The sequence below is a fragment of the Lacihabitans soyangensis genome (assembly GCF_024343775.1).
In the GTDB taxonomy this organism is placed as follows: domain Bacteria; phylum Bacteroidota; class Bacteroidia; order Cytophagales; family Spirosomataceae; genus Leadbetterella; species Leadbetterella soyangensis.
The window spans coordinates 44,970-57,927 of the sequence record NZ_RJUF01000014.1; the positions used below are offsets into that span (position 1 = coordinate 44,970).

General features: G+C 36.5%; 8 protein-coding genes. 4 read left to right on the forward strand and 4 right to left on the reverse strand.

Annotated elements, in window-relative coordinates:
- Positions 1-85 precede the first annotated feature (85 nt).
- The 4 genes from EGI31_RS07130 to EGI31_RS07145 all read right to left on the reverse strand — a co-directional run bounded on the left by EGI31_RS07130 (position 86) and on the right by EGI31_RS07145 (position 4,472).
- A complete protein-coding gene (locus EGI31_RS07130; RefSeq protein ID WP_255036507.1) occupies positions 86-2,161 on the reverse strand; it encodes a hypothetical protein in 2,076 nt (691 codons plus the stop codon).
- Positions 2,162-2,269: 108 nt separating this feature from the next.
- Positions 2,270-2,791 (reverse strand): shikimate kinase, encoded by a 522-nt coding sequence (locus EGI31_RS07135; protein WP_255036508.1) that lies wholly within the window; start codon positions 2,789-2,791, stop codon positions 2,270-2,272.
- Positions 2,792-2,793: 2 nt separating this feature from the next.
- A complete protein-coding gene (locus EGI31_RS07140; RefSeq protein WP_255036509.1) occupies positions 2,794-3,918 on the reverse strand; it encodes a BT_3928 family protein in 1,125 nt (374 codons plus the stop codon).
- 2 nt (positions 3,919-3,920) lie between these two features.
- Positions 3,921-4,472: a DUF1599 domain-containing protein gene (locus tag EGI31_RS07145; RefSeq protein WP_255036510.1), complete on the reverse strand. Its 552-nt coding sequence runs from the start codon at positions 4,470-4,472 to the stop codon at positions 3,921-3,923.
- Between the two features lie 37 nt (positions 4,473-4,509).
- Between EGI31_RS07145 and folP the strand changes: the two genes are divergently transcribed.
- The 4 genes from folP to EGI31_RS07165 all read left to right on the forward strand — a co-directional run bounded on the left by folP (position 4,510) and on the right by EGI31_RS07165 (position 12,951).
- Positions 4,510-5,346 (forward strand): dihydropteroate synthase, encoded by an 837-nt coding sequence (gene folP / locus EGI31_RS07150; protein WP_255036511.1) that lies wholly within the window; start codon positions 4,510-4,512, stop codon positions 5,344-5,346.
- Between the two features lie 114 nt (positions 5,347-5,460).
- Complete coding sequence (locus EGI31_RS07155) at positions 5,461-7,236, forward strand: T9SS type A sorting domain-containing protein (RefSeq protein ID WP_255036512.1); 1,776 nt, start codon at positions 5,461-5,463, stop codon at positions 7,234-7,236.
- A 199-nt stretch (positions 7,237-7,435) separates the two neighbouring features.
- Positions 7,436-9,499: a fibronectin type III domain-containing protein gene (locus tag EGI31_RS07160; RefSeq protein WP_255036513.1), complete on the forward strand. Its 2,064-nt coding sequence runs from the start codon at positions 7,436-7,438 to the stop codon at positions 9,497-9,499.
- Positions 9,500-9,702: 203 nt separating this feature from the next.
- A complete protein-coding gene (locus EGI31_RS07165) occupies positions 9,703-12,951 on the forward strand; it encodes a SusC/RagA family TonB-linked outer membrane protein (protein WP_255036514.1) in 3,249 nt (1,082 codons plus the stop codon).
- Positions 12,952-12,958: the final 7 nt, after the last annotated feature.

Consider the following 12,958-nt stretch of genomic DNA (forward strand, 5'->3'; position numbering starts at 1 on the left):
CTTGCTATCAAAAACAAATATATTCATAAAGAGATGAATGCTGTTTTATGAGCCTAAGATCTAAAATGAAAAATACGAAACACAATTAATTAACTTTATCCTTAGAATAAAAGTAATACACAGATTCTAAATGCGATACGAACATTTGTCCATCGGTATTAGCTAATAAATCAAGTTTAAAAACGGAGTTACGCTTTTTTAAGAACTTCTTAACTTGTTCAAACTCGAACTTGGTGTAGAAAACACCTTTTCTACTATCAGTATTGTAGGGTTTTAACACACTCAGAAAGCTACTGCCGTCTTCTCCGTGAAAAATCAGGTAATACTTGGTCGATTTATTGGTATGCCTAAGATTAGTGAGATTCAGTACAATCTCGTGAAAATTATTCAAACTAAAAGCCTCCTCCAATATCGGCCTCGAAACAGTATCTTCTTTAAACTTAATAGTCTCTGTTAATGGATTAACTTTTGATTTAGTCATATACTCATCGTAATCGAAGTCATTTCGAAAAAGAAGCCATTTTCCGCAAACATTCAAATTATCGTCATCCAGACTAAATACTGATATTTTAGCATCCTCGTTTGGCAAATATTTTTTGGGCAATAAAAAATCAAACCCCACTGATTGAGCCTTTACCTCCTCAAACAAACTCAAGTGGGCGTTTAAGGCTGGAATTAAGAAATAGGACTTTTTGCCCTTAGACTCCAAAATAATTCCTAGTTTAAGACTTCGAGCCCGAAAAACCCCATAATAGTTACCCTTTATTCTCAAATATGGATTTTCTTTGATGGCAAATCCCTCAATTTTCTTTATTTCAAATCCACAATCTTTAGATACCGTCCGTATTTTAAACTTGGACGAATCAAATATTTTTGAAACCACACTTTCTTTGATTTTATCTAAATCAAAATAGCCTTTTTGAACCAAATCCTCTATCCTATGATTTGAAACGAGAGGGATATTATAAAGAGTTTTTCTGTCCTTGTAGAGATCAAGTGTATTACCCAAATACATCATTTCGTCATTTCTTGTTTCTCTTTCATCGTATTTGAGGGTTTCTATCCAAGTTCTGTAATTCTTTATTTGGTAGGCGAATCCAGCCAAAATAATCACCGCAAAAAACAAGGTAACTTTTTTAAAACTACTTTCAAGTTTCCAGGGTCTCAGAAACTCCTTAAAAAAAAGCATGTAAAGCAGTGTAAAAATCATTACACTGTTTATTAAGTAAGCACCTCTTTGTAAAAACTCAGTACCATACTCATTTCTTTTTATTGAAATAATCAAAAAAGTTAACAAATAGAACGCTAGCATTAGTGTAAGGCTCAATTCCTTTTTGTAGGCTTTCCTGAAAATCACAAAAAATAAAATTAAAGCCAGAGCCAAAAGACCCAATACTAAATTGGTTTTTAGAGAACCAAAACCACCAATCCCTCCAATATAAATAGGATACACTTTAAGCAAATACGGGATAATATCTAACTTAAATACACTTTTGCCACTCTCATAGTCGTAAAAATAAATGTAGGAAATCAGTAACGAAAACATCGACCAAATAAACAATCTCTTGTATTCTTTTTGCATGGCTAAACCTACAAACACTATCGGCATTAACAATATGCCGTTCCCGTTAGAAAATACCCCAAAGAACAAAAATACCAGAGGCAAAAAAGTAAACTTCCTGCTAATTGCAGTGTAAATGGTGCCGACGGTAAAAAATATCATCGGAAAATGACTAAGAGATTCCATTGCCAAATAATAAATTTCGGCGTAAGCAAAACTTAGCATTAATATGGGTATCGGTAAAAAAAAGTAGAAACGCTTTAGATTAAACGCGGCCTCCAGATACAAGAAAATCATAGAGGAAATATAGAAAACAAGGCCAATAATCCTGAATACTGCTAAATCGACCTTCCCAGAAAAATAAAAATAGGTCAAATTGATTATTCTTAGTGTGGCTATCCGGTGCTCGTTATGTTGCGAAAACACCAGATCTATTTTTTCCCAAAAACCTTTAAGTCCAAAGAATTTATTATTGAAATCAAAGAAAGCCTCGTAATCGTCGGCAATTGGGAAGTTCTGAAAGTTCAAGGAAACGTCGTAACAATACGCCCCAAGAAAAATCAGAAATATAAATATGGATAATATATTTAATATCCTCATCAAAAGTAATTTTAAAGACCTAGGACATTAAATGACACAAAGTGAACACATTTTTTTATGTAGAATGATAGGTGACTCCAATCTTTATCACCTCTAAAACCCGTAATATTATTGCAAAGTTCTGAAATGAGCATCCAGAATCCACATGATTGTATTGGCGTCAGTATCGCCTTCAATCACAATGTCGGCTTGCTTATAAATATCAATTCTTGATTCGTAAGTTTTCAGCAAAGTATCTAACAAGGAATCGCTTTCTAAACTAAAAAGTGGCCTATTATTCTTTTTTGAGTTACGCATTCTTTCTTCCAATTTGAAAGGCTTAACATCCAAAAAAACGCTAATACCGTTTTCTTTGATAATGGCCATATTGTTGTTGTAACATGGCGTTCCGCCTCCTGTGGCTATTACTAACTTGGTATTGACCTCAATTTTCTTTAGTTGATCCGACTCCAACTTTCTAAAGTAATCTTCACCTTCTAAATTAAAAATTTCGTTAATTTTCTTTCCTTCAGAAATCTCAATTTTTTTATCTAAATCAATAAAATCGTAATTTAATTCTTTTGCTAATTGTCTTCCAAGGGTACTTTTTCCTGAGGAAGGCATCCCCAACATAAAAATATTTGTCGTCATTCTTAAAACTTAGTACTAATTATCAATTCATTTACCTGATCGGCGGTTGGAATATTGTTATAACTCCATTTCTTCACTACAACGCCATCTTTTAACAACACAAAACATGGATTATTTCTTGCCATGGTTTTTAAAACCTTTTCATCGCAAGTATAAAAATTAAACCCAATTTTCTTCTCTTTTGCAAAACCCAAATATTCCTCTAATGGTATAGATGTAATTACCATGGGTTTTATCTTTCTTTTGGAAACTTTGGTTGCCAAGCTATTTATGGGACCAAAATCCAACTCCTCTAATCCATCTTTTTTCTTCAAAACAATAAAAAACACGTTCCCCTCGAATGTTTGTTGCGTAAAATCGTTTCCGGCACTGTCAGCAATGCTGTAATCAGTAATTTTGGCTTTCAACAGATCTTCATTAAGAACCTTCGATGAGATGTATTTATAGGTATTTGTATCTGCTAGGTATTCTTTACTCTCAATTTCCTTCTTTTCTCTTTTGTTCAAGAAAACATACTGCAGATCGGGTTTGATATCAGGACGTTCCATCTGTTTCGGAATACTCTTACCAGCAGCGTAAGGCAAAAAGTCTAGAATTGGCAAATACCTGATGGCATAAACACCAATACCAATTGAAAAGATCGTGGCAATAAGGACCATTGGTGTTCCAAATTCCGACTTTCCAAATTTCTTGCGGTAGACAAATATGATTAGAATAAATACCATACTTATGATATCCTTCAAGAATGAATCCCATGGTTTCAATTTAAGAAAATCTCCAAAACAACCGCAATCCGTTACTTTATTGAAATACGCCGAGTAAAATGTTAAGAAGGTAAAAAACAACATTAGTCCAAGAACCAACCAGGAGGTTTGTTTCATTTTGAAGTTAAATACCAAAGCCACACCTAAAACTAATTCTAGGCAACAAAAAACCAGAGACATACCAAGGGCATTGTGAGCAAGGCCATTAAAAAATGGAGCAAGTGCAGGCAAATCTCCAGCGAAGACTTCAAAATATTCTTGTAGTTTTAATCCTGTACCATAAGGATCCACTACCTTCACAAAACCAGAGAAAATGAATTCCAATCCAACCAGAATTCTTGACAAATTTGCTAGGAATTTCATACTTACTGTTGAATTTGTTGTATTTGCACGTTTCTTAATTTTATTAAACAAAAAACAGAATAATTGATAATATCTTGATAACCAGCCCTTATACCCTCAGAAATTAAAGTTTTACCATTGTTATCTTCAATCTGTTTTATTCGGAGCAACTTCATGAGAATAATGTCCGTCATTGAACTTACTCTCATCTCTCTCCATGCCTCACCGTAATCATGATTTTTGTTAAAGAGCAGTTCTTTCACCTCAGATATTTCCTTGCTATATGAAGCCTGTAAATCTTCAAGACTGTCGCCAGTTTCACCGCTCTTGGTAAGAATCAAAGCCATTACACAGTAGTTAATTATACCTATAAACTCGGATACCTGACCCTCTTCCACTCTTGAAAATCCATTTTCTTGGAGCGTCCTGATTCTTTGAGCTTTGATAAATATTTGGTCTGTGATGGATGGCAAACGTAAAATCTTCCAAGAAGTCCCGTAATCTGAATTCTTCTTGGAGAAAATCTCGAAGCAACTGTTTATTATTTCTGAATATTCAATTTCTGTGTTAGACATTGATATTTTCCAATATTTTTAGTTTTTTTTGCAAACTATGAAAGACACGATAAATATAGGAGGTAAAATACTTGACCTACAAAAACCAATAATCATGGGAATAATGAACATTACCCCTGATTCCTTCCACAAAGATAGTAGATTTAATCCTTTTGATGAAGATTTTTTAAAAAAAGCTAATGAAATGCTCGAAAATGGAGCCTCTATCATTGACATCGGTGGATATTCATCTCGACCGGGTGCTGTAGATATTTCAGAAAATGAAGAAATTGACCGGGTAATTCCAGCCATAGAAATCTTAGTTAAAAATTTCCGAGACGTAACGATATCCATTGACACCTTTAGGGCCAAGGTTGCTTATTCCGCATTATCCTCCGGGGCGAAACTTGTGAATGATATTTCGGCGGGGGAATTGGACCCCGAGATGGTTCCACTTATTATCAAGAATAATTATCCTTACATATTGATGCATATGAGAGGAAATCCTGAAACTATGCAAAACCTTACAGGCTACGAAAATATATATTCCGAAATCTTAGAACAGCTGGACACGAAAGCCAACTTTTTAAGAAAAAACGGAGTCAGAGATATAATCATAGACCCCGGTTTTGGTTTTTCTAAAACGATTGAGCAAAATTATGAATTAATGAAGAATCTATCGATTTTCAAGAACGAAAACTACCCTATCTTAGTGGGAATTTCACGAAAATCGATGATTTATAAACTCCTCAAAATAGATAGCTCCGAAACCTTGGAAGCAACCGCTCAATTGCACTTACAAGCACTTTTGGCTGGTGCAAACATCCTAAGAGTGCACGATGTAAAATCCGCCAAAAACTCAGTAGAATTATACAAAATATTAAAAAATTCATAAAACCAAAACCGTAAAATAATTTTATTCGGAATTATAATAAATAGAGATAGAAATTCTTACAATCTATATTATATTTACGATTAATAAATCTTAACGTACATAAATAATAAAATCATGAGAAAAATCTTCTTTCTACTTTCAATGATATTTTCAGGATTTGGAGTCTTTGCTCAGCCACTGGTGGCCCCAACTTTGCAGGATTTACCTTCCTCTATTACCACAAGCTCTTTTTTAATCCTAGTTACTGACACCAATCCTTCGGAAATGGCTATCGAGGTTGAAGTCAGTGGTGGTGGTGTAACCAGATCGAATGTTGTACCTGCGGGCAGTTCTTTCAACTTCCATGCTACTAGTCTAGTTCCTAAAACTGGTTATCAAGTTAGAGCAAGAGCATTAGGTTGTGCAGCTGTTGCAGGTTGTTTAAACTTGGGTCCTTGGTCTACCACTTACACTATAACCACCTTAGTTGCAGCTCCCGTTGCACCTATTCTTAAACTTGATAACAATTGTGCTCGATTTGTCGGGATATCCTGGGAAATGCCTGCAAGAGGTGATGAAGTTACGAACTTCACAATTCTGAGAGCATTTGACGGGGTGAGCTTCCAAACTGTAGGAAACGTACCGGGCGGGCAGCGTAACCTTTTTGACTTGGGAATAGCCGCAGGAGTACCTGCTACTTATATTGTATTTGCCGAAAATAGCACAGGCCGTACGCCATCAGCCAGATTAACTGTACCGGTTAAAGCATTTGTTCCTCCTGTTCCACCAATCAACGTTAAGTCAAGTACTGTGAACAAATCAGATACTCAGTTGAATATTGTCTGGGAAAACCCTGAGCAAGATTTCGCTTGTGGAACAAATATTAGGAGCTCATACTATGTAATGATTAAAAGAGAGGGTGAAACCGAATTTAAGGTTTATGACATTATATATCCAAATGCCAGCGGTATCATAATAAAAGGATTGAAACCAAACGAAAGAGTTGAATATGACATCTTCTCTCTCAGCGATAAAGGATTGTTCTCAGAGCACAGAATTGGGGTGGATAACACTTACGGCCCTGCCAGCAAGCCTACTAACTTTATAGGTGTTGCTTTCAAAGATGCTGTCAACAACTCCGCCATAGGCTTAAGTTGGGATCACGCACCAAAAGACGAGGACTATTTTGTTATAGAAGCAAGCAAAGATGGAATCAATTTCATGACATTGGGTAAAATCAAAGACGGTAATAACACTTTTAAACACGAACCAATAGAAGAAGGTGTAGATTACATATATAGAATCAAAGCTGGCAACTACCTCTTTGGAGAGTCGGATTATGTGACAACCCAACCAATTAAATATGCATATTCCGCAAAACCAAATGCCCCATATGGCCTTTCGGGTGTAATTTCTGCAGCGAAAGTAGATTTAAAATGGTATGACGATTCCAACAAAGAAGAAAACTATATACTAGAAAGATCGGTTGACAACAATACTTCTTTTGTCGAACTTAAAAAACTTGATAGAAACACAACTAGATACACAGACAATACCGTTACTGCGGGTAAAACGTACTTCTACCAAGTAAAAGCCGTAAACACCCTTGGCTCATCGGCTGCATCAAATGTTTTTCAAGCTAAAATTGCAGGTGGAGCAGGCTTGTTGAATACTGAAATCAGTATTTATCCAAATCCAACCTTAGATTTTGTTACAATTAGCAACGAATCACTAAATACAAGTGAATCTTTCGAAGTTTCTATCTTGGATCAAAACAATATGGAAGTCTTCAAAAGAACTTATGGAACTAAAAATGTAAAAATCAATCTAGAAGATTACAAAACTGGTGTTTACAATTTAATAATTAAAAACCCAACAGAAACTATTTCTAGAAAAATAGTAAAATACTAAAATTAGCTTTTAAAAATATTCGAAAGAGTCACCCAAAAGGTGGCTCTTTTTTTTTATACCCAAAAGACAAAAAACAAGTCTCCCAAAGAATCAAAAGAGATTCAGGTATTACATATTTGGACTATATTTTTTTTAAATATTATATTTTTTACATAATTTTACCCTCATACATAATGCAATTCCTTAATTAATAAAGAAAATGAAAAAATTTCTAATTCTTTTTGCGTGCTTAATAGCTTCTCTAAATTACACTTTCGCCCAGTTTCCTCCCCCCCCTCCAACAGGCCTTGTGGCAGGTCAAGTAGGCTTAACAAACTCTGTGAATATCTCATGGACGGCACCAGTAGGGGCTATTAATGGTTATAAAGTATATTATTCAAGTCCTGCTGACCCGCTAGACTCGGTCACATTGGGGTCTTCCGTAACAAGCTTAAATCTTAGTAATTTACTTTTCAACCAAAGTTACACTTTCAACATGAAGGCTTTTAGGGTAGTTGGTCCAGATACATTAAGATCAACGGCTACTGGAAATGCTATTGTTCTAGTGGTGGGCTTGGTTGCACCTTCCCCAACGGCAGACTTGGGCTTGGTGACTCATAATTTTATTGGTCTTCAAATTACTGATAGCAATGTTTTTGAAACAGGTTTTGATGTCGAATTAACTGAGAATGGAAACATTACCACTGTTGTAGCAGCTGCTGGGTCTTCAGTTTTCCAACCTCTGACCAATCTTAAGCCTAAGACTGGCTATAGCATTAGAGTTCGTGCAAAATACAATTCATTGGCAGGTCCATGGTCTAGTTCAATATTTGTAGCCACCAAAGTTGGATTTCCCCCAGCACCAATATTATCTTCTGATTTAAACTGTCCTACTTTAATAAATCTAAAATGGTCTATACCCTCAAGAGCTGAGGATATAGAAGAGTATATTTTGAAAAAATCATACGATAACGTAACATTTTATGATCTTGACAAACCCGCCCTTACTTTAAATAATTATTTTGACCAAACTGCCTTGGCAGGTGCAACTCAATATTACGCACTGTTTGCTCGAAACTCCACAGGTAGCACAGCCTCAAACACAGTAGCTGTGACTGCTCAGGCCTTTCAAAAACCTAATGCACCTCTCAATCCAATCTCTGATCAAGGCAATAAGTCACGTAATCACTTGACAATTAGATGGACCAACGGCTCTGAGGATCAAACTTGCAAAACTAACATCAGAACGAACACGATAGTAATGATAAAAACGAACAATACGGGTGATTTTAAGCAATACGCAAACCTTCCCGCATTTGCAAGTTCGGTAAAAATAGAAAATCTAAACCCTAAAGATATTGTTGACGTTGCTATATTTGCAGTAAGTGACAAAGGTTTGTTCTCAAACCCTGCAAATATTAGAGATACAACCGCAGGTCCTCCATACGCACCAACCAATCCTATAGCTGTGTTTTTTGTAGATGCCCTTGGCAATCCAGTATTTGATATTAGCTGGAAGGACAACTCAAAAGATGAGGACTATTTCATTGTTGAAAGAAGCTTGGATAATAAAACATTCGCTGAGCTAGGAAAGATTAAAATGAATATAAATTCGTTTAAAGACCTTACTCCTGAAGAAGCTACCATTTATTACTACAGAGTAAAAGCTGGTAGTAACACCGAAGGTGAATCTGCGTATTCGCCGTCTATAGGACCATTTATTGTTAACCCAACGAAAGCCCCTAATGCTCCATATGGTCTGAAAGCCAAAGAAAACGCAGGTAAGGTAAACCTGACTTGGTACGATGACTCAAAAAGAGAAGAGAGCTATATCATCGAAAAATCATTGGATGCTGGTGTTAACTACAGTCTTGTCGCAACACTTGGCAAAAATGTTACTTCTTACACAGATGAGAACGTTTCAGCTGGTAAGACTTACCTTTACAGAGTAATAGCCAAAAACGCAATTGGCAGTTCTGCAAACTCGAATATAGCCACTATAAAGATGAGTGGAGTTGGATCCTCTCCTAATCCAATTACATTGAGTGTATACCCTAATCCTGCTTTTGAAACCCTAAATATTAAGGTTAACGAAATCAAAAGTGAGTCTGTTTACAATCTTAGAATTTTCGATAGGAACAACAGGCAGGTATTATATAAAACAATTAAATTTGACAATGCGGAGGCTGTTCAGATTCCAGTTTTCCGATTGAACCAAGGGCTTTACAATGTAGTTATCACTAATGGAGAAACAAGCATTTCTAAAAAAATATTCAAATATTAATGCAAAAAGAGGTCAAAGTTTTGACCTCTTTTCTTACAATCCCACTGAATAATAGAACTATACAAAGAAGACTTTTGAAATTTTTTATAATTTATTTTTGACACTGAGAAACTTCGATTAAATGGTAATCGAAGTTTTTTTTTTGTTAAAAAATCATTATGTTTGCATAACAAATTTTTTTTATAACCTAAACTTAACAATGCATGAGAAAGAATTTACTTCTTGCCCTTGTGCTATTTTGCTCATCAATGGTGGCTTTTGCCCAGAGTAAAATAAGCGGAAAGGTAACTTCAGCAGACGACGGATCAGGCATCCCTGGGGTGACTGTTCAAATCAAAGGTACCTCGAAAGGTACACAAACCGACCTAAATGGTGGCTACGAAATCGAGGCAGCCGCCGGTCAAACGCTCGTTTACAGTTTTGTGGGAATGGTGTCACAAGAAGTGGCAGTAGGCACAAAATCTATTATCAATGTTGTATTAGCTAGCGACGCCAAAGCTCTATCAGAAGTGGTAGTAACAGCCCAAGGTATTGTTAGAGAGAAAAAAGCAATAGGTTACGCGGTTACTACGGTAGCGAGCGACCTTATCAACAATCGTCCTGAGGCGGATGTTAGCCGTATCCTTCAAGGAAAAGCTCCTGGTGTAAACATTACCTCTACGGGTGGTATGTCAGGAACTGGTACCAATATCACCATCAGAGGTTATTCTTCTGCAACTGGTTCAAACCAGCCGCTATTTGTAGTTGATGGTGTTCCTTTCAACTCAGGAACCAACGGACAATCAGGCTTCACTGGTGGTGGACAAACAACTTCTAGCCGTATGCTAGATATTGACCCTAACAACATCGAAAGTGTATCGGTTTTGAAAGGTCTTTCGGCAACTGTATTATATGGTGACCAAGGCCGTAATGGTGTAATCTTGATTACTACCAAAACTGGTGGTGGTAAAAGAAAAAATGCTGAGGTTAGCTTGAATCAATCGTATTTCCAAAATACCATAGCTTCCTTGCCAAAGTATCAAAACAATTACGGTGGTGGTTTCCAACAATTGACTCCTCCTTCTTGGTTCTTCTCAAACTGGGGAGCGAATTTTGCGGATCAACCTACTACCAAACATCCAATTGGTTTGTCAGGTGTTGCAAAAATCAGAAATGCATTCCCTCAGTATGCTATAGACCCTACAAAACCATGGGGTAATGGTGCGGCTGATTTATTGAACAACGTTGTGGATATTCCTAACGTGGCTCAAGACAATATTGGAAAGACATTCTTTAGAAAAGGAAATGTATTTAACACTTCGGTAGCTATTTCAGGCTCGTCTGATAAGTCAGGCTATAACGCTAGCGTTGGCTATCAGGATGAGGAAGGTTTTACTCCTGGTAATACGTTGAAAAAACTAAACTTAGCATTGGGTCTAAACTCTCAAATTACCAAGAAATTTTCGGTTCGTTCATCGTTTACTTTTGCAAACACGGACATGAAGTCACCTCCTTTGAACGCAGGTTATGGTTCAGGCCCAGATGGTGGTATTCAGTCGATTTTTGCTAACGTAATGTATACGCCACGTAACGTGGATTTAGCTGGATGGCCTTATGAAAACCCTGTGGACAGAAGCTCAGTTTACTACAGAGGTGGTAACGATATCACCAACCCTTTGTGGTTGGCTAAATATCATTCCGATTTAAGTAAAGTGGATAGATTCTTTACGTCATCTTCTTTGAATTATGACATCAACAATGATTTTTCTGTTACTTATCGTTTAGGCTTTGATACTTACTCTGAGAATCAAGAAAGACAGTACAATAAAGGTGCTACAGGTGGAAACGTTAATATCATCAATGGTTATTATTCAAGCATCAATATTAAAAACTCTATCTGGAACCACGATTTGATTTTGAACTATAATAAGCAAATCTCTGATAAAATCAATTTGACTGCTTTGTTAGGTGCAAACAACCGTTTTGACAGTTATGAGCAGTTTGGATTAGCTAGTACAGGTCAATTGACTTTTGGATTGTTTAAACACTCTAACTTTACAACTACCTCTTCAAGAAATCCTCTCCCAGGTGGTGCCTACGGTGGTTCACTTAACTGGGAAGAAAAACAAAGAAGAATCGGTACTTATGCCAATGTGGTTTTAGATTACAGTAATTACCTCTTCTTAAACCTTTCTGCCAGAAATGACTGGACTTCAACTGTTGAGTCTGCTAACAGAAGAATTCTTTATCCAGGTGCAAGTATATCATTTATACCAACTTCGGCATTTGACATAAGCTCAAAAGTATTGAACGACTTGAAAATCAGAGCTAGTTACGGTACTTCAGCTGGTTTTCCATCACCATACAATACGAGAAACACACTGTCTCAAAATGCAAGAGGTTGGGCCAATGCTGCTGGAACACTTACTTCAACTCAAGCTATCTCAAACGCCTTGGGTAACCCTAACCTAAAACCAGAGTTACACAAAGAGTTTGAATTTGGAGTAGAATCTGTGATGTTTAGCAACAGATTGAAATTCGACGTTTCAGTTTATGAAAAAAACACCCAAAATTTGATTACAAACGCTCCAATTGACCCATCTACAGGTTATACTTCTACTTTTATCAACATCGGTAGAATTAGAACTAGAGGTGCCGAAATCGCTGCTACAGTTACACCTGTTAAAACTGCATCAGGCTTGACTTGGGATGTAACCGCTAACTACGGTAAGTATAAAACCATTGTAATGGAATTAGGTGGTGGTATCGAACAAGTTGTTATTGCTGGTTTCACTAATTTGGGTAACTTCGCTATACCTGGAGAGCCATTCAACTTGATCAAAGGCTCAGGTATAGCTAGAAACGCAAACGGTGAGAAAATTGTATTGCCAAATGGTCAGTACAAAGCAACATCAGAACTTGCTACCTTGGGTGATCCAAACCCAGCATTTACCTCGTCATTAATCAATAGCTTGAGCTACAAAGGCTTCAACCTTTCGTTTATGTTTGAGTACCGTCATAAAGGTGTAATACTTTCTAACACTGTTAAAGGTGTATTAGCCAGAGGTCTTTCTAAAGATACTGACCAATTAGATAGAGACTTGTCATTAATTCTACCGGGTGTTCAAGAAGACGGAAGCAAAAATACTGTACAAGTTACGGCTGCGAACTACTTCTTTGATAACTACTTCTTCACTGACGAAGCAGTAACTTTTGATGGAAGTACAGCAAGACTTAGAGAGGCTTCTTTGAGCTATGCTTTACCTTCTAAAGTTCTTGGAAAGTCTCCATTCAAAAAGGCCTCAATTACTCTAACGGGTTCAAACCTTTGGTTTAGAGCATTGAATATGCCGAAATATGTAAACTTCGACACAGATGTACTGAGCTTAGGTGTTGGTAATGGACTTGGCTTTGACTATTTAACAGGACCAAGTGCTAGAAGATTAGGTGGTACTTTGAGCTTAACATTCTAATTATTTT